Genomic DNA, 17,521 nt, shown 5'->3' with positions numbered 1-17,521 from the left:
GTTCTCAAAGGATGTTTCATTGACCTACATTAGATTCCTCTCAGCCCTTATGTCAAGCCTAATTAAGATGCTCTTACTCTGTATCAACAATTGGGGATTGTTTGATTAATATAATCGGAAATCATCGTAAAAGTGTTCAAATCATCAAAGTCCTCATCAGGTATTTTAATCTCGTATTTTTCCTCCAATAACATAAAGATATTCATTTTGTCTAGAGAATCAACCCCCTGTTGACTTAGTGGCACATCTGCAAATATTTGTTGTTGTGGTTTAATGGTACTTAAATCCAACTCTCGAACAATCTCGATAATATCTTGGGCAGTACAGTAACTCATAAATTCTCCTCAAAAATCACTAGATTAAACTAGATTAAAATTATATTATACTATATACGCATCAGCACATTAGTAGCCCATGACAAACCTACACCAAATCCACTAATCAAGATTTTTTTCACATGATTTTTATCGATAAAATCAGATAAGATGATGGGTATGGAAGAAGAAACTGTATTTCCATACTCATGGGCAAAGAAAGGGACTTTTTCTGCCGCTATCCCTAACCGCTGGCGGATGGAATCCACAATAAATTTACTCCCCTGGTGTAGAATAAACATATCAATATCTTCTATGTTAACCCTATTCAAACTTAATGCTTTTTTAACATCTTGAGGAATGTTCTGCACACAAAAATTATAAACAGCCCTGCCATTCATGACTAAATTACCATTCTCGGTTTTTAATTCCTGAGCACCTTTGCCTAAAGTGTTATTTGTACTGACTCCTATGCTCAAAACTGGCTCGTGGGATAATAAGGTTACAGTAGCCGCATCACCAAATAGTAGAGATGTATTTTTATCATCGGGGTTAATGATTTTAGAATAAGGATCACAAGTAAATAATAACCCTCTATAATATCCTTGTGATTCCATCAGGGCTTTAAGTATAGTTAGCCCATACACATAGCCCGAACACCCCAAGGATATATCAAAGCAAGCACAAGTGGGAGGGGCGTTGATATATCCGTGTATTTTCCCTGCAATATGAGGAATATTTTCGCCGGGAGTTTGAGTAACAACGCTGATGCAGTCAATTTCATTACTATTAATCGTAACTTTTTTTAAAAGCTCTGTGTAAGCCTGGGTACACAAATCAAAGGTTGTTTCTGATGGCGAGGCAATAGCAACCTGTCTCACTCCTAATTTATTTTCTATAAAAGAGGAATCTAAACTAAATTTTTCCAGGTAATTATAATTGCTATGTCTATTTGGGGGAATATAATAAGCAACTTCTTCTATACCAATCATAGGTTTGTTAATTGCATCAGGTGTTACTTGGGCTAAGGGAAAAACAAATATAACCGCACTCGGTATCATCTAAAATGATAGCACTTTTGGTTAACCTTGTACCTAAACAGGTTTTTAACATAATTTTCATGGTGTCAAAATATATATCTTTTAGAGGTTTTTCGGTAAAAATTTCCGTGAATAACCATTTCCCAGGATTTTGGTAAAAATACTCCATATGTAAGCTTTTATTAGCGGCGACAACTATTTCTATGGGAGTATAGGGAAAATCTGGGATAGAAGCAAAAGCAACTGTTTTGTGATCTAAATCAAAGACACATTCGGTGATAATTGCTTCTTCGTTAAACGCAATCCGATTTTGTACTTCTGCTTCCCTTTCTATCAATTCACATCTATATTTAACATCATTAATTTCAAAGCTAAATACCGCTTTGGCACTAGTATGATGTGAGTGAAACACGGCGCGCAGGGGGTGTTGAGCAAAATTTCTAAATACTAGTTTAGTTTTACTCATTAGATGAAAATCAGTAATACCAGTAAATTCCATAATCCCATTACATAGAGCATTATACACATCTGAACTCTGTAAATAATTGCGTGTGCCTTTGAAGGGAATTTCTATATCAAAATCCGGTATAATGATCATCCTTTGCTTTCCTTTAAATATTTAGTAGTATGTTGGCGGTGATTGTAGGCAAAGTTGCCCGAAATAACCTCTCCCTCCTTCACATTACTAATGACAACACTGCCCATCATGATTTGAGCATTTTTAGCCACATGGCAACCATGAGTAATGCTAGATGAAGCCCAGATTTTTACTCCGTCTTCAATACGAGCCACACCCGCAATGACACAATTACCAGCAATAAAACATTGATTACCAACATAGGCATCATGGCCAATATTTGTCATGATGCCTATATAAGTGTTATTACCAATAGTTGTGGGTTCTGGAAACACGGAACGGACAATTACTGAGTTCGCTAAAATATTTGTATGATTACCAATGACCACACTGCCCGCATGATGTACTCTCAAAGCAGTACCATCAGTATCCCAAAGTGGCATTAATCCATCTGTACCAATCACCGTACCAGCTGCAATATAAGTTCCTTTCCCAATCACCACATTATCCCCGATAATCACCTGGGGTTCAATGACTACACCATCATCAATCAAGGACTTAGGAGAAATAAGGGCTGTGGGATGTATTTGACATAAATTTCCCCTGCCAAATTCCATCACCGGCGATAACAGCCCTTGGCTTTGGAGATGATTGTAAAGACGATAATATTCTAACCTGGGAGTGTCACTAATAACACAGGAAATGGGACATCTTTCGGCAAACACCCTGGTTGTAATTATGGCTGAAACATAAGGATTCTGTACCGCTTGCTGGAAAAACTTTTCATTTTCACAATAGACTAAAGCTCCTTCATCTTCAGCATCGGGTTTATTAAGATGGGAAAAATCGCCATCTTTAATAATTCTTTGGTCGGGAAAAGCTGAGATAGTGATAATTGATTATCCGGCACTCTTATGGGCATTACTGTTAATATCTCCTAGACTTTAATCCTTGTTACCTGGTTTCTTTTTTTTAAGTTTAATAAAATTATAAAAATTTAATAATTGTGTATACTCCGGTTATCAACTTATTTCTTAGCTTCTAATGGCAAAAAACATTTCTCTGGAATAAAGGGGGCGGTAATAAGGTTTTAACTGGAATTTGATTTTTACACCAGTAAAGCACTTCTAATTCTGGAATGATAATTGCAGCATCAATTTTTTCCTCAGCACAAATTGAGGTCATGATATTATGATATTCAGGATTACTACAGAAAGGAACTCTATATATACGATCATAAAGTCCTTCATATAATCCATATGGATTTTCGCAAATATCAGTACCAATAATTCGCACATTATTGAATATTGAACTCTTTTTTAAACTTCTTACTACGGATCGAGAAGTAACGCCACAAGCTCCTGTAATTAGAATTTTTGTATTTAATAAATTTTTAACCATTTCATTTTTTATATCAAAATATCTTAAACTGAGATTAGAGTTTATGAGTTATTTGCTTGATTTACTAGTTAAGTAGATAATCTGACATATTTTTCCTATATCCTCCTCAGAAATCGCTGTCCCCGTGGGTAAAACCAACACCCTCTGACCTAACTTCTCAGTCTCAGGTAACAACAAACCCGCATGGGGGAAATAAGAGCGATAGGGTTCCATACGGTGACAACCGGGGTAAAAATAGCGCCTCGCAATCACATTCTCAGCATGGAGAATCTTGATTAACATATCCCGACTAACTTGGGCTTCCTCCTCGTCTATCTCCAAGACAATATACTGATAGTTATGCTTTTCAGCCTGATTCACAGGAAACAAGGACACCCCAGCAATACCAGCTAAACCTTCTTGATAACACTCATAGTTGCGGCGGTTAACCTCAATAAACTCCTCCATACTTTCTAGGGAAGTTAACCCCATAGCGGCGGATACCTCCGACATTTTACCATTAGTACCTAAATAGATGACATTATCAAAACCAGAAAAGCCAAAGTTTTTCATTAACCGCAGCTTCTGATTTAACTCATCATCATTGGTAACAATTGCACCCCCTTCAAAGGTATTCATAAACTTGGTCGCATGGAAGCTAAACACCTCCGCGCTGCCAAAGTTACCAATCATTTTACCACCGTGTGAACACCCAAAAGCATGGGAAGCATCAAACATCAGCTTGAGATCATGTTTCTCGGCAATTTCCGCCAGCATTTCCACATGACAAGGCTGTCCCCAAACATGGACACCAATAATACCTGATGTGCGGGGTGTAATTAAAGACTCCACCCGCCAGGGGTTAATAGTATGGGTTTGGGGGTCAATATCACAAAAAACCGGGGTAATTTCTTGCCATTGTAAAGCGTGGGCTGTGGCAATAAAAGTAAAAGAGGGAATAATGACCTCACCCTGCAACTCCAGGGCGCGAATTACCAACTCTAGGGCAATAGTACCATTGCAAACAGCAATACAATGTTTAACCCCCAGGTAGTCAGCTAGGCGCTGCTCAAATTCCTGTACAAACACACCGTTATTGGATAGCCAACGGCGATCTAACAGGTCATTAATGCGAGCTAACAGGCGGTCTTTGTTACCAATATTGGGGCGACCGACATAGAGTTTTTCTTTAAATTTCGGTTCCCCGCCGAAAAAAGCCAGGTCAGAGAGTTGATTTAACATTGTTATATTATTACATACTTTTTTATACCATTTTTTGATAACATCACCATAGGATGTATACAAATAAGCCACCCGCCTGCGGTGGCTCCCGTTCTACGGTGTACAGGGAGTAAACAGACTTGGCAGAAGTATAACGCTTTACGCTGTGACTTTTTTATATTACACTGTAAGCCGTCGGATGTAAATAGCTTCAGTGCTTTTATAAAAGGGGTCTTTCCTCTTCTGAATATACAGCAAATGAAAAATCTGAGAAATATGAAAAAGCCTAAAAATAACAATCAAGTTTTGCCCTCATCTCCAGCCAAGACCAATAAAGACAACAGCACCATCACTCAACCCCAGGAAAATGCCCTACCCGGCTTTAATATCACGGAATTTGAAAAATTGTGCTTCTCCAAAACCGACTCTGATGTGGCAAAAGCCCTGGATATGTTAAGAGACTTGCTGATGAATATGTCACAAGGCTCTGGCTTGCTCCATGGCGACATTCAGGGAGTCACCATGGACACGGATAATGAACTACCCCACGATGCCACCCTTGAGCATTGCTACACCCGCATAGCTAACGCCATCGGCGCTCTCTTCCTGCATCCCCAACTCAATGAAATTAGCTACCCGGCATTTAAATTATTCATGATGTTGCATAGCTGGCTATCCCGGATCTTTCAAGCCAGTTCCTATCATAATGCTGACCACATTATTGCCGCCTTCAACACTACCAGCGGCGAGAAAAAAATCACCTTCAACGGTAACGATTTCCGCAAAGTCCTGTTGCTCTATAACCTGGAATCCGGCATCAAAATTGATACTATTTTACAGTTTTGGCCATCGGATCCCTTTGGGGTAACTAGCCTAATGATTGCCTTACTCTCCTCACCCTTTTGCGGTTCCAAACGCGCCCACGAAAAAAAACAAATCCTCCTGCGGGAACTTCCTAAGCGGCTGCTGCAAATTCAGGATCCCCAAGAACTCCCCCTCCCCATACTCTTCGCCCATACCTATATGAATTGCAGTTATGCTGAGGGACTCAACAAAGAAGATATTAAAAAAACCATTCACCAATTAGCCAGGCAGATTCTCGCTTCCCATGAAGTAGAGGATTTTACCCCAGGGGAATTACAGCAATCGGTCCCTAAACCCGGCAACCTCCCCACTTTGGTAGTGATGCACGAGTGGATGCACTGCAAATCTGCCATGTATCGCTGTTATGCCCCTGCAATCAAAAGTTTGAAAAAGCACTTTAATGTCATTGGGGTAGGGCGACTATATCAAATTGATGAAGTGGGGATGGGGCTGTTTGACCGTCACGTTGCCCTATCTGCCGACATTCCGGTTCAAATCCAAGAAATTTACACCATTATGCGGAGTGTTGCCCCCGCGGTCATCTATATGCCCAGTATTGGCATGGAAATACACACAGTCTTGGCCGCCTCTCTGCGTTTTGCCCCCCTACAGATCATGAGCGGCGGTCATCCCGCCTCCACCCATTCCCAAGGCATAGACTTTATTACCGTACGAGACGATGTTGAGTTGACAACATCCCTATTCAGTGAGCAACCTTTGTATTTTCCAGTCAACAGTTTCCCCTGGGCAGATCATCCCGATCTAGCTGAGATCAAAGCCAGTCAGCCGGAACGGGGGGCAAAACTCCCCGGAGAAGCGGTAATAGTGGCAGTATCAGCCACCTCCATGAAACTCTCCATGCCCTTCCTTGCAGCCTGTCGCTCCATCCGCGATCAAGCCACCCAGCCCCTGCACTTCCGCTTTTTCCTAGCCGAGGGTAGGGGCATCAGTTACCATTATATCAAAAGAATCATCCACTCTTTTCTGGGCAACAGCGTCACTGTATTCCCCCAACAAGATTATAAAGATTATATGCGCCAGTTAAGGGAGTGTGATCTTTCCCTCAGCCCCTTTCCCTTTGGGCATACCAATACGATTTATGACTGCAGCCACTGTGGTGTGGTGAGTATCTGTCTGGATCGGACCGTTTTTCCCCCAGACCGCTGAAAAAGCTCTGTTCAAAAGATTAGGACTACCAGCCGAACTGGTTACCCCGTCTGTAGAAGAGTATATTGCCAGGGCTGTCAGCTTGATTGATGACCACGAAAAAAGATCACACCTGAGTCAATATATTCAAACTAAGGTGGAAGAGTCCCCCTTCACCCAGGGAGAACCGGAAAAATTTGGGGAAATTGTTTACCAAAAATACCTAGAGACTTGCTCATTGAAGTAAGAAATAAATGTCTAGACTTGTCTAGGATTTATATAGCAGGGTAGTTAATATAGCAATCCTAAATGATTCATGAACAATTTCTGTTCCCTGTTCCCTGATCGGTGTGTTCCCTTTCCTCACTGATAATTTCTCAAGTCAAATAGGATGACTATATGACAGCACTAACATTAAATCTCAATCCCATTATTCAACTAAATAGAGAGCAGTTTTACCAACTGTGTGCAGAAAACCCCGATTTAAAATTAGAACGCAATGCCCAAGGACAACTAGTTATCATCCCACCAACGGGAGGGGAAACAGGAAAAATTAATGTTAATTTAATATTTCAACTAACATCATGGAATGAAGCAACGGGGCTAGGAGAGGTTTTTGATTCTTCCACAGGTTTTACTTTACCAAATGGTGCTGATCGCTCTCCTGATGTTTCTTGGGTAGAAAAATCTCGTTGGGATGGGTTGACTAAAGAACAAAAAGAAAAGTTCATTCCCCTATGTCCTGACTTTGCTATTGAAATTATGTCACCATCGGATAATTTGAAAAAAGTTCAGGAGAAAATGCAGGAATATATCTTAAATGGTTGTCGTTTAGGTTGGTTAATAAATCGGAAAAAACAGGAAGTAGAAATTTATCGTCCTGGACAAGAGGTAGAGGTTTTAAAATTGCCATTAACCTTGTCTGGTGAGGATGTTTTACCTGGGTTGGTAGTTATAGCAACCGCCAAGGTAATTTAAGCATAAACTATAAGTAGTCCCTTTTCATGTGAAGCGATCGCTTGCTACAGGTATATGCCCAAGCCGTACAGTTACGACCTTCGTCAAAAAGTAATCCAAGCGATTGAACTCGATGGCTTGAAGAAAACTGAAGCCAGTCAAATGTTTAATATTAGTCGCAACACCATCACCCTATGGTTGAAGCGAAAAACCGAAACGGGGGACTTCCAAGCCTTGCCTAGTAAGCGTCCTGGGAATGGTCACAAAATTACCGATTGGGAAAAATTTCGTGAGTTCGCTTCCGTGCATGGCGATAAAACCCAAGTAGAGATGGCCTCACTTTGGCCTGAAGAAATTAGCGAGCGCACAATCTCAAGAGCTTTGAAAAAAATTGGTTTTACGCGAAAAAAAAGACTTATGGCTACCGTGAGCGCGATGAGGTTAAACGACAGGCTTTCGTAACGCAGTTGTCTAAGTTACCTGTGGAGAAGATTGTATACCTCGATGAGTCAGGAATGGACAACCGAGACCAGTATGATTACGGTTGGAACTCAAAAGGACAGCGCTTCCATGCACTTAAATCAGGTCGTCGTCAAGGTCGGGTGAACATAATTGCCGCGCTGTGTAACCATCAGCTGATAGCTCCTTTCACTGTTGAGGGTGCGTGTAATCGAATAGTATTTGAGACTTGGCTTGAAGCTTGTTTGCTTCCCACACTCAAACCGGGACAGGTTGTGGTGATGGATAATGCTACATTTCATAAAGGTGGGCGCATTCAACAACTGATTGAGTACGCAGGGTGTGAAGTGTTGTACCTACCACCTTATTCTCCAGACCTGAATCAGATTGAAAAATGTTGGTCTTGGTTAAAAAGTCGAATCCGCAAAAAACTTGAGCAGTTTGATTCTTTACGAGATGCCATTGAGGATGTCTTACTTTTTGCGTCCTAACCTCCTTGGCGGTTGCTATAATTTGGGGAAAATTTGGGGATGATGTCTAACCGGTAAGAGGATGTTTGTCAAGTCATGATTAGTGTATCGAATATTATTTGACCCCTCCCTCCCCTTTCCCTTTATAAGGGAAAGGGGACTGGATTTGATTGTTTTTTGTGTGTCTTGGGTGTATTCCCTGTTCCCTGTTCCCTGTTCCCTGTTCCCTGTTCCCTTTTGGTCGATCGCTTTTTGAACTTGTGTGGCTTAAGGCGATCGCTCTTTCAGCCTACAGCTAAACCATACCTAGAGCCTAGTAATTTGGGCTTGACGAGTCCCGTCTTCCCCATAGGTCAATAACACCCTCAGATAACTATCCGGCTTGTAGCACATTCGTTCTGGCCATTCAATGGCCACAATTCCCGGTATCACCTCCACACCTTCCCAATAGGTTTCTAGGTTCAAAGCCACAACCTCAGCGGGTTCTAGGCGATATAAATCTAAATGGTATAGAGGTATACGCCCTTGGGTATACTCATTAATCAGGGTAAAAGTAGGACTAACAATTGATTCAGTGATGCCTAAACCTTGACCAATTCCCTGCACTAGGGTAGTTTTACCACTGCCTAAATCACCTTCTAATAAAATTACAGTCCCAGGAGTGAGGTTTTGACCAAGTGCAATGCCTAAGCTGAGAGTTGCCTGTGCATCTGTAAGTACAATATTCCCAGACGGGTCAAAATGGGATATTTTTTCTGGTTCCATTTTGAATTCACTTGCCATGATGATTTCCACTGTACCACCGTAATAACACTCGTGCTAGTTTCTGGGGATTGTGACGCACGTAACCTGTTTCATCTTCATGTAAGACATTAGCTAGAACAATTCGCCGCCCTAATAGGGTGACATTTTCTCTATCCAAGAATACTGGATGGGAATTTTGTTGAGCATAACGGATGAGTGATGTCGCAGAGGGAGATTTTTTGTGTACTAAAACCGCATCAAACAGTTGTCTGTTTCCGCAGACTGCATCAATAGCTTGAATATGGTCACCAACAGTATATCCCTGGGTTTCTCCTGGTTGAGTCATAATATTGCAAATGTAGATGCGAGGGGCTGTAGATTTGGCGATCGCATCGGCGATTTCTGGTATAAGTAAATTCGGAATGATACTAGTATACAAACTACCAGGGCCAATAATAATATAGTCAGCCTCCTTAATGGACTTAATCGCTGCGGGCAAAGCCGGTGGATTTGGCGGAATACAGCCAATTTTGACAATTTTACCCCCCGCTTCAGGAATACTAGATTCTCCCTGAATGCGACGACCATCCTCTAATTCTGCCCAGAGGCTCACATCACTTAGAGTAGCCGGTAACACTTGTCCTTGTACGGCTAGCACCTTAGAACTTGCTGCTACCGCCTGTTCTAAATCCCCAGTAATATCACTCATAGCAGTTAAAAACAAATTGCCAAAACTATGGCCTATCAACCCATCCCCAGCCTTAAAACGATATTGAAATAATTCTGTTAATAACTTTTCTTCATTTGCCAGTGCTGCTACACAATTACGAATATCCCCCGGTGGTAAAACACCAAATTCCTGACGTAACCGCCCCGAAGACCCACCATCATCAGCTACAGTTACAATAGCGGTAATATTGGCGCTATAGGTTTTCAATCCCCGTAATAAAGTAGAAAGTCCTGTACCACCACCAATCACGACAATTTTTGGACCGCGGTATAATCGGCGATGTGCCATCAGAACGTCAATTAATTCCTCTTCGCTATCTGGTCGTAGCACCTGAGTAATTGAGCCTACAGTCCGAGTTTGACCCCAAAGCAGCAACAGTAAACCAGCCAGTAACACCAACGGTCCACTAATATAGTGGGGTAAAACCTCAGCAATTACTGCCAAAAAACTCCTAAGCAACTCTATAGCCCAAAAAATTGGGGTTAGCTTCACCGATATTGCTAACCCCAAAATTGCCAACAGTACACCCCCCAGACTGATAAGTAACCAACGTTTTATAGCTAGTCCTGGGGATAACCACTTGAACCACTGGTTGAGACGGTGAGAGGTGAAGCAGGTAGACTGCTTTTGCAGGGCTTTAAGAAGCCGATTGAGAAAACCAATTGACATACCTGATTCAGACCAGTGCTACAAAATAAATGATTAACAGGAAACTTACCCTACTTGGTCTTAACATCAAATGTGAAATTTCAACTTGATTCAGGATTTTAGATTAGCAGCAAGTGGTCAAACTTGCCAGTGTGACTTTCAACTTGAATTTAATGGAAAAACGTATTTTAGGATTAGATCCGGGATTAGCAATTTTGGGCTTCGGGCTAATTAGTTGCACCCAGAATCCGGCTCAAATCACCGATACATCGGTGAAAATGGTAGATTTCGGGGTCATCCAGACCTCTGCTAAAATGGAAATGGGACAGCGCCTGTGTACGTTATTTGACGATTTACACACTGTGATTCAGGAATTACAGCCAGATTTGGTAGCGGTAGAAAAATTATTTTTCTATCGGATGTCGAGTACAATTCTTGTGGCACAGGCTAGAGGTGTGCTTTTGTTAGCTTTAGCACAGCATCAGCTGACCTATGTGGAATTTACTCCCGCCCAAATTAAACAAGCACTAACGGGTTATGGTAATGCCGATAAGTCTGAAGTGCAAGATGCTGTGGCGCGGGAATTGGATTTAGATGAGATCCCCCGACCAGATGATGCTGCTGATGCTTTGGCTGTGGCTTTGACGGCTTGGTATAAACTATAGCACTACGCATACACGTTAGGACATCATAATTGTGGTTTTAAGGGAACAGGGAACAGGGAACAGGGAAATGTCCTAACACTTGTGGTTACTGCTATACCTCCAGTTTAGGGGAAGCCAACTAGAGGTAGTTCCTTCTAATTGTGGTTTTAAGGGAACAGGGAACAGGGAAATGTCCTAACACTTGTGGTTACTGCTATACCTCCAGTTTAGGGGAAGCCAACTAGAGGTAGTTCCTTATAATTGTGGTTTTAAGGGAACAGGGAACAGGGAAATGTCCTAACACTTGTGGTTACTGCTATACCTCCAGTTTAGGGGAAGCCAACTAGAGGTAGTTCCTTCTAATTGTGGTTTTAAGGGAACAGGGAACACACCGAACAGGGAACAGGGAAATGTCCTAACACTTGTGGTTACTGCTATACCTCCAGTTTAGGGGAAGCCAACTAGAGGTAGTTCCTTCTAAAATATTTTAGATTTTTTGATTTTTCTAGGGATTTTTGTGTTAACTTATTTCACTTACCCAATCAGCAAATTCAGTTAGTATTGAGGATGTTTGACCCTTTACTTGCTGATTGTCACAGCTAAAAGTATTAGTGTTATTTTTATCTCATTCAATAGCGTTTAGCTCCCATCGCTCCCATGCTCACCCATCACCGCAAACCCGTATGTTTATCACTTATTTCCACTGATCTGCCCCTCCGGTCTGTGGTTGAGACTGACGGTACACTGTATCAAAAAGATACGGATAAATTCCATTTACTGTTGACAGTACCGCCCCTAATTACCTGTGAAGTGGCCAGTTCTTTAGGTTCACAAGACATCTATCACGGAAATCACAAGCAAGCTCAAACCCCCAGAAGTCCGCGAATTTTGTGGCTGGAGATTTCGCCCTACCGCGTAATTATGACTATGCAAGGTCATGATCAAGTTAGTTATCGTCATTTCTGGGAACAAGGCGTTTATGGACTGAGCCGTTATTGGTTACCTACAGAGTCTTTGCAATCTCATACCCCCATGCGGTTACGAAATTTTACGAAAATCCTCTCACTCAAGGGAAGTTATTTACCAGAGTATTTGCATCTGGAATATGAATTATGGGCTGAAAAAGTCCAATTGGGAAGTTACATCTTGAATCTGGAAATTCATCACTAACCAAGGTTTTTTTGGGACTGGGAACCGGGGATGAATTGCTTTCATCCCCAACCGCAATCACCCAAAATAACTGGGTTCGTTACCGGGTCTCCATTTAATATTGCAGCCAATACTAGGCTTTTGTTCTATGGTAATGGGTTGACCGGCCAACACTGCGGCGATCGCACTGCGTAAATCTGCACCTGTCACCGGTTGATTATTACTGGGACGGCTATCATCTAGTTGTCCCCGATAAGCCAGTTTACCTTCTGAGTCAAATAGGAAGAAATCAGGTGTACAAGCTGCTGTATAAGCTTTTGCAGTTTCTTGGGTCTGGTCGTAACACAAAGGAAACTTCAAATCAAGTTCTCTGGCCATTGCTTTCAAAGACTCTGGCCCATCATCTGGGTATTTTTCCGCATCATTGGCACTGATAGCAAGGATACCTAACTCACTGTTGAAATAATCTTTTCCTAGCTGGGCTAATTCCGTTTTAATATGTTTGACAAATGGGCAATGCTGACAAATAAACATGATTAACAATGCTTTTTTATCAGCAAATGTATTTAGGGAAATTGTTTTTCCAGATACCACTTCTGGTAGATGAAAATCTGGTGCTTGTGTGCCTAATGGCAACATTGTGGAAGCAGTTAAAACCATAGTTCACCCTGATAATTTAATCTGACAACGGCTCTTGCTGGTGCGTTACTGTCAAAATACCATCGAACTCTCCATAAAATTAAAGACGTTTATAGTAAACGTCTTAATAATATTTTATATGTTAAAGTCAAGATTAATTTTTACAGGCTTGCCAAAAGGCCGAAGATACCATGTCCTGTGAATACTTCTAAGGCTATAAGAGAGACAAAACCAATCATTGCTAAACGACCGTTGAGTAATTCGGCGTAGGGAGTAAACCCGGTGCGATCGCCTTGCTCATCTACATAAACCTTTGGCTCAATGGCAAAGTTGTTCATTAGACCTTGGTCGTCAACAATGCTTGTGTTGCTACGCATATAATTTTTCCTGTTTTTTACTTCTTATGTAAATAATTATAACAAACAGATTAATTTTTGTAAACTATCTGAACTGAATTAATTTTGAGGATGCTCCCTGATCTTGGTTGCGTAGTGGGTTAAATTGGGTTGACCAGAAAACGAGACCTGAGCCAATGGCTTTTAGACATGGGGATAAGTCGATAGGGACTTTAGTCGCATTAGAACGATTGACTGGCTTTAGCCACAGTGGTATAATAGTCAAAGGGAGTAAGAATAACCATCTACGTGATGATTCATCCTAGTGCGGAGAAATCCCGGCAACGGACATATCCAACTTGATTTGGAATAGTTAAAGGGCGAATAATGGCAGGATGTTGAGCGTACCTAACTGGCATTGCGATGGACTCACCAAAGCAAAAAAAAAGTAAGCGCAATTGCAATACCTTTTGCATTGATGTTGTTATGAGCGTGTAGGGTGTTTTTGCCAGCACCATTGAAGGTCAGTTTGGTGACTCTTCAAGAATCCCCCGGCTTTAGACGTGGGGAGTGTCAAAGACATTTAACGAACAGGCTGCAATTTATCAATGGATCGATTTCGAGTAGAGGTGATTGCCAAAACACCAAATCCTCAGCAGGTGATTTACGCTGCCATGCACCAAGATTATAGTGATGGCTTGGTGTATGATCAGCGTGACTCCTGGCCTACAGAGTCAAAATGTGGCGAAATTATTCTTAAGCGACTATTAGCGGGGGAGAGGGGACATTATGGACCTGGAGCATCCCCAAATTGTTTTCAACTGTGGTTATTTCCCCCATAGTGTGATGCAGCAGGCTCGTACTCATAGAATATCTGTATCTTTCGATGTACAGTCTTTTAGGTATACGGGTAACCAGTTTATTGATGTAGTGGAAGGAAAAAAAGACATTGAAGAGGTTTTTTACCTGCGTCCAGTTGGTTATTACTCCGATAGAAACGGTAAGAAATATTACTACTCTCCCGAACAACGCACAGCGGATTTAGCATGGTGTCTGGAAGCTGCGAAGCGTTATAAAGCCGATTTTGAAGGGGGAATGTCTGAGGAACACGCTAGAGGTAAGGTACCTTTTGATTATCGCCAGCATTTTGTGGTCAGTTTCAATTTACGCTCCTTCATGCACTTTTGCGATATGAGATATAAAAAGGATGCTCAATTGGAAATTCAAAAGTTGTGTGAACTGATGTGGCCTCATTTTGTAGAATGGACACCGGCGATCGCACAATGGTATGAAAAGCAGCGTCAAGGTAAAGCTCGGTTAGCTCCTTGAATTTTGTCAAGGTATAGTTTAATCCACCTATCGCCAAGTTTTTTGATCTGAGTTACAATTTTTTAAAAGTGCTACGGGGAAGTTTTGCAGTGCTTCCCCAACTGCGATACTTTTATCAGCTTTGAGCTTTTCCCCGGTAATGCTATCTTGCCACATCAAAGACGCGGATGGTGGTAAACTAATATAAGTGTCATCCCAGACTGATAAACCAAGAGGATATTCACCTGGTTGAATTACACTGGTAAGAAAGCGGGGTGCAATGGTAATTATTTGAGCATCACCATGTATTCTCGCAAAAGCAATGATATGGTCTGAAAAATTTCCCCCAGTTTCTAAGGGAATATAGCTACCCTCTTGAAAAACCCTGATGTTTTCCCTTCTGGCTTTTAAGGCTTGGATAGTGAGAAATAACTTTATTCTACCATCTTCTTTGGTGGCTAATAGTTCATCTATCAACTTAAAAATATCCCTCTGGATTTGTTGTTTAATGAATTTGAGATGATCCTGGCGAATTTCAAAATCAACTTGACGACGATTATCCGGGTCTACCATACTCAAATCCCAAAGTTCAGTTCCTTGATAAAAGTCTGGAACTCCTGGGGAGGTGATTTTTATTAATGTCTGAGATAAAGAGTTAAAAATACCATAGTAGGCGACCTTTTGCTGAAAGGGTAAAAATTTCTGCCAAAATTTATTTTCTGGGGATAATTTTAAGACTTCGGCCACAAATTTAGTTAAAGCATTTTCATAGGTTTGATTGGGTCGCAGCCATGCTGTATAAACTTTAGCTTCTCTAGCAGCTTTGAGTACATAATCTTGAATGCGTTTATTAAAATTGCTATACTCATGTTCAAAAAATGGCAATGCCCCTATGAGCATCTGATATAATTGATATTCGTCATTAGTATCTGGTATGGATAAAGTTTTATTTATACTGGTTTTGTGAACACGGTTGATTTCACAAAATCCATAAACTTGTTTTTGCCATTCTTCGGGAATTTCTGATAAAACATTTAATCTGGCGCGAACATCTTCACCTCTTTTGGTATCATGGGTAGAGGTAGTATTCACCGAGTGTAGCCAACGAGTTTGGCGCTGTTGGTTAAAGTCGTGGAAATCGGTAATACTCAAACCAAATTTAGCAGGGTTTCCACCGACTTCGTTTAAGGAAATAAACCGGTTATAAACATATAATGCAGTGTCTTCAACGCCTTTAGCCATTAACGGACCAGTATACTGTTGTAGTCGCATGACAAAATACAGCCATTGCTCTTGGTCTTCTGGTGTGAGAGAATTTTCATATTCCAGTAACAGGACTTTTTCAATAAAAGTTAATTCATGGTGTAATAGAGGTAGATTTGATTTAGCTTGTTGAATTACTGCTGTGATATATTGGCGGTCTGCAGCTAAAATCTCACTCTGATGGGTATAAGTGCGGTAAATGGGAAATAAAGTGAGGATTTGGGCGATCGCTCTTTTTAAACCGTTAATGGTAAAATCATTACCATAACGATGTTTACTCGCTATTTTCTTAAAAATATAAGTTAAATTATCAACATCTCCTGCTAAATTTGTTTCTAAAATTAAGTGCTTCTTATCAACAGTCAGTTGCTCATAGTCTGTTCTAAACCCCGTAATATTACAGTAAGTTTTGGTTAAAGCTTGTGCGCTTACAGATTGACAAAAAATACCATTCAGATAATTTAAGAAATCATAACCCGTAGTCCCCTGAATTGACCAGTGGTGAGGTAAATCTTCTCCCGCTTCCAGAATCTTTTCAACTATAATGTATGTATCACCTACTTTTGCTTGTAATCTCTGCAAATACTCAGTTGGGTTATAAAGACCATCAATATGGTCAACTCGTAAACCGGTAATTTGATTTTCCTTCACCAAGTTAGTAATTAAACTGTGGGTGTGTTCAAATACCTGAAAATCTTCACTTTTAACAGAAATTAACTCGTTAATAGTGAAAAACCTCCTGTAATTAATCTCTTCTGCGCCCACCTTCCAAAAAGCGAGGCGGAAAAATTGTTCAGAGAGTAAACTATCTAAAAGATTAAAGCTTTCTGGGTTACCGGGTTGACCATTAAAAAAATTGATATTATTATCAATAAATCCTTTAAAATCTCTATTATCTGTATAAAGTTCCCACAACAATCCTTTGACAAAATCAATTTGGTCTTGTCGTTCCTTTGCTGTGACATCAGCAGGTATATGTTTGACTACATAAAGAATACCTAGAAGTCTGACAAATATAGGATTATTTCTACCTAAAACTTCAGATAATTTAGCTATATTTTGATTCAGAAACGTAGCGTAAGATTCCAGTTTCAGTGGGAAGCTCAAATCATAATAATTAACACTCAAGCCATTTTGACCATATTTAAGTTTAATTTCCCCATTTTCCAAAGAATCACCATAAAAGTTACCAAGTAAAGGTGCTAATAGTTGTTGTTGATTCTCACCAAATCCATTAACTATGGGAGAATTCCAAGAAATATCAAAATAGTTTGCATAAACAGAATTACTACCATTTTCTAGAACATTCATCAGATATTGGTTTTGGCTATCATAAAGCCATATGGTTAGGAACAATATCTTGTAACCACCCCATATTATGCTGTTTTAGTTCTGCAACTAAAGCCGCAAAATCTGCTGGTGTTCCTAACTCTGGGTTTAACTGATTAGGGTCAACTATATCATAGCCGTGAGTACTAGCTATTCTGGCTTTAAATATTGGTGATGCGTATAGGTCAGAAATACCTAAATCATCCAGATAATTGACAATTTTTTCAGCCGAATTAAAATTAAATGTACAATTGAATTGAATGCGATAAGTTGCTGTAGGTATGCGCATAGCAAAAATAACTCC

General features: G+C 40.6%; 17 protein-coding genes and 1 pseudogene. 6 read left to right on the top strand and 12 right to left on the bottom strand.

Annotation, left to right across the window (positions count from 1 at the left end; translation table 11 throughout):
• Positions 1 to 83: 83 nt before the first annotated feature.
• From AC6IZ0_RS02155 to AC6IZ0_RS02130, 6 genes are all read right to left on the bottom strand, one after another.
• Positions 84 to 335, bottom strand: a complete 252-nt coding sequence (locus AC6IZ0_RS02155) for an acyl carrier protein (protein WP_271731046.1) — start codon at positions 333 to 335, stop codon at positions 84 to 86.
• 50 nt (positions 336 to 385) lie between these two features.
• On the bottom strand, positions 386 to 1,306 hold the full coding sequence (locus AC6IZ0_RS02150; RefSeq protein WP_497724897.1) for a ketoacyl-ACP synthase III: 921 nt from the start codon (positions 1,304 to 1,306) through the stop codon (positions 386 to 388).
• A gap of 16 nt (positions 1,307 to 1,322) precedes the next feature.
• On the bottom strand, positions 1,323 to 1,952 hold the full coding sequence (locus AC6IZ0_RS02145) for a hypothetical protein (RefSeq protein ID WP_497724896.1): 630 nt from the start codon (positions 1,950 to 1,952) through the stop codon (positions 1,323 to 1,325).
• Entirely contained in the window at positions 1,949 to 2,656 is a 708-nt protein-coding gene (locus AC6IZ0_RS02140; RefSeq protein ID WP_497724895.1) for an LbetaH domain-containing protein, read from the bottom strand. The genes AC6IZ0_RS02145 and AC6IZ0_RS02140 overlap by 4 nt, the downstream gene beginning before the upstream one ends.
• Positions 2,657 to 2,972: 316 nt before the next feature.
• A complete protein-coding gene (locus AC6IZ0_RS02135; RefSeq protein ID WP_271731040.1) occupies positions 2,973 to 3,332 on the bottom strand; it encodes an ATP-grasp domain-containing protein in 360 nt (119 codons plus the stop codon).
• Between the two features lie 48 nt (positions 3,333 to 3,380).
• Positions 3,381 to 4,553: a DegT/DnrJ/EryC1/StrS family aminotransferase gene (locus AC6IZ0_RS02130; protein WP_497724893.1), complete on the bottom strand. Its 1,173-nt coding sequence runs from the start codon at positions 4,551 to 4,553 to the stop codon at positions 3,381 to 3,383.
• 255 nt (positions 4,554 to 4,808) lie between these two features.
• Here AC6IZ0_RS02130 and AC6IZ0_RS02125 point away from each other — a divergent pair, with 255 nt between their 5' ends.
• From AC6IZ0_RS02125 to AC6IZ0_RS02115, 3 genes are all read left to right on the top strand, one after another.
• Positions 4,809 to 6,563 carry a hypothetical protein gene (locus AC6IZ0_RS02125; protein ID WP_497724892.1) on the top strand — a complete coding sequence of 585 codons (1,755 nt, stop codon included), beginning with the start codon at positions 4,809 to 4,811 and terminating at the stop codon, positions 6,561 to 6,563.
• Positions 6,564 to 6,941: 378 nt separating this feature from the next.
• Positions 6,942 to 7,520 (top strand): Uma2 family endonuclease, encoded by a 579-nt coding sequence (locus AC6IZ0_RS02120; RefSeq protein WP_497724891.1) that lies wholly within the window; start codon positions 6,942 to 6,944, stop codon positions 7,518 to 7,520.
• A 54-nt stretch (positions 7,521 to 7,574) separates the two neighbouring features.
• A protein-coding gene (locus tag AC6IZ0_RS02115; protein WP_497722827.1) for an IS630 family transposase occupies positions 7,575 to 8,449 on the top strand; the annotation gives its coding sequence in 2 pieces (ribosomal slippage) (positions 7,575 to 7,904 and positions 7,907 to 8,449; 873 coding nt in all).
• A gap of 285 nt (positions 8,450 to 8,734) precedes the next feature.
• On the opposite strand, the gene tsaE is transcribed toward AC6IZ0_RS02115, so the two are convergent.
• Both tsaE and AC6IZ0_RS02105 read right to left on the bottom strand, forming a co-directional pair.
• On the bottom strand, positions 8,735 to 9,193 hold the full coding sequence (gene tsaE / locus AC6IZ0_RS02110) for a tRNA (adenosine(37)-N6)-threonylcarbamoyltransferase complex ATPase subunit type 1 TsaE (RefSeq protein WP_271734359.1): 459 nt from the start codon (positions 9,191 to 9,193) through the stop codon (positions 8,735 to 8,737).
• A gap of 7 nt (positions 9,194 to 9,200) precedes the next feature.
• Positions 9,201 to 10,571, bottom strand: coding sequence for a gluconeogenesis factor YvcK family protein (locus tag AC6IZ0_RS02105; RefSeq protein WP_497724890.1), 1,371 nt, complete (start codon positions 10,569 to 10,571; stop codon positions 9,201 to 9,203).
• A gap of 152 nt (positions 10,572 to 10,723) precedes the next feature.
• Between AC6IZ0_RS02105 and ruvC the strand changes: the two genes are divergently transcribed.
• Positions 10,724 to 11,215 (top strand): crossover junction endodeoxyribonuclease RuvC, encoded by a 492-nt coding sequence (ruvC, locus tag AC6IZ0_RS02100; protein WP_497724888.1) that lies wholly within the window; start codon positions 10,724 to 10,726, stop codon positions 11,213 to 11,215.
• Positions 11,216 to 11,851: 636 nt separating this feature from the next.
• Positions 11,852 to 12,364, top strand: a complete 513-nt coding sequence (locus AC6IZ0_RS02095) for a hypothetical protein (RefSeq protein ID WP_271734353.1) — start codon at positions 11,852 to 11,854, stop codon at positions 12,362 to 12,364.
• A gap of 57 nt (positions 12,365 to 12,421) precedes the next feature.
• Here the strand turns inward: AC6IZ0_RS02095 and AC6IZ0_RS02090 are convergent, their stop codons facing one another.
• The gene (locus AC6IZ0_RS02090; protein WP_497724886.1) at positions 12,422 to 13,003 is read right to left on the bottom strand and encodes a thioredoxin family protein; all 582 of its coding nucleotides are present in this window, start codon (positions 13,001 to 13,003) and stop codon (positions 12,422 to 12,424) included.
• Positions 13,004 to 13,143: 140 nt separating this feature from the next.
• Positions 13,144 to 13,359, bottom strand: coding sequence for a CAB/ELIP/HLIP family chlorophyll-binding protein (locus tag AC6IZ0_RS02085; RefSeq protein WP_271734349.1), 216 nt, complete (start codon positions 13,357 to 13,359; stop codon positions 13,144 to 13,146).
• A gap of 566 nt (positions 13,360 to 13,925) precedes the next feature.
• Here AC6IZ0_RS02085 and thyX point away from each other — a divergent pair.
• Positions 13,926 to 14,646, top strand: a pseudogene (gene thyX, locus AC6IZ0_RS02080) (FAD-dependent thymidylate synthase).
• Positions 14,647 to 14,673: 27 nt separating this feature from the next.
• Here thyX and treY read toward each other — a convergent pair.
• Both treY and AC6IZ0_RS02070 read right to left on the bottom strand, forming a co-directional pair.
• Positions 14,674 to 17,199 (bottom strand): malto-oligosyltrehalose synthase, encoded by a 2,526-nt coding sequence (treY, locus tag AC6IZ0_RS02075; protein ID WP_497724884.1) that lies wholly within the window; start codon positions 17,197 to 17,199, stop codon positions 14,674 to 14,676.
• A gap of 19 nt (positions 17,200 to 17,218) precedes the next feature.
• The gene (locus tag AC6IZ0_RS02070) at positions 17,219 to 17,506 is read right to left on the bottom strand and encodes an alpha-amylase family glycosyl hydrolase (RefSeq protein WP_497724882.1); all 288 of its coding nucleotides are present in this window, start codon (positions 17,504 to 17,506) and stop codon (positions 17,219 to 17,221) included.
• Positions 17,507 to 17,521: the final 15 nt, after the last annotated feature.

Source organism: Anabaenopsis sp. NIES-4685 (genome assembly GCF_059725405.1).
This window is presented reverse-complemented; position numbering and strand designations above follow the sequence as displayed.

What these genes read in the sequence shown, in the direction of transcription:
- AC6IZ0_RS02120 (WP_497724891.1), top strand. Translation starts at nt 6,942, where the DNA reads ATGACAGCACTAACATTAAATCTCAATCCCATTATTCAACTAAATAGA.
- AC6IZ0_RS02085 (WP_271734349.1), bottom strand. Translation starts at nt 13,359, where the DNA reads ATGCGTAGCAACACAAGCATTGTTGACGACCAAGGTCTAATGAACAAC.
- AC6IZ0_RS02070 (WP_497724882.1), bottom strand. Translation starts at nt 17,506, where the DNA reads ATGCGCATACCTACAGCAACTTATCGCATTCAATTCAATTGTACATTT.
- AC6IZ0_RS02105 (WP_497724890.1), bottom strand. Translation starts at nt 10,571, where the DNA reads ATGTCAATTGGTTTTCTCAATCGGCTTCTTAAAGCCCTGCAAAAGCAG.
- AC6IZ0_RS02090 (WP_497724886.1), bottom strand. Translation starts at nt 13,003, where the DNA reads ATGGTTTTAACTGCTTCCACAATGTTGCCATTAGGCACACAAGCACCA.
- AC6IZ0_RS02135 (WP_271731040.1), bottom strand. Translation starts at nt 3,332, where the DNA reads ATGGTTAAAAATTTATTAAATACAAAAATTCTAATTACAGGAGCTTGT.
- AC6IZ0_RS02155 (WP_271731046.1), bottom strand. Translation starts at nt 335, where the DNA reads ATGAGTTACTGTACTGCCCAAGATATTATCGAGATTGTTCGAGAGTTG.
- AC6IZ0_RS02095 (WP_271734353.1), top strand. Translation starts at nt 11,852, where the DNA reads ATGCTCACCCATCACCGCAAACCCGTATGTTTATCACTTATTTCCACT.
- AC6IZ0_RS02125 (WP_497724892.1), top strand. Translation starts at nt 4,809, where the DNA reads ATGAAAAAGCCTAAAAATAACAATCAAGTTTTGCCCTCATCTCCAGCC.
- tsaE (WP_271734359.1), bottom strand. Translation starts at nt 9,193, where the DNA reads ATGGAACCAGAAAAAATATCCCATTTTGACCCGTCTGGGAATATTGTA.
- AC6IZ0_RS02150 (WP_497724897.1), bottom strand. Translation starts at nt 1,306, where the DNA reads ATGATTGGTATAGAAGAAGTTGCTTATTATATTCCCCCAAATAGACAT.
- treY (WP_497724884.1), bottom strand. Translation starts at nt 17,199, where the DNA reads ATGAATGTTCTAGAAAATGGTAGTAATTCTGTTTATGCAAACTATTTT.
- AC6IZ0_RS02130 (WP_497724893.1), bottom strand. Translation starts at nt 4,553, where the DNA reads ATGTTAAATCAACTCTCTGACCTGGCTTTTTTCGGCGGGGAACCGAAA.
- AC6IZ0_RS02145 (WP_497724896.1), bottom strand. Translation starts at nt 1,952, where the DNA reads ATGATCATTATACCGGATTTTGATATAGAAATTCCCTTCAAAGGCACA.
- ruvC (WP_497724888.1), top strand. Translation starts at nt 10,724, where the DNA reads ATGGAAAAACGTATTTTAGGATTAGATCCGGGATTAGCAATTTTGGGC.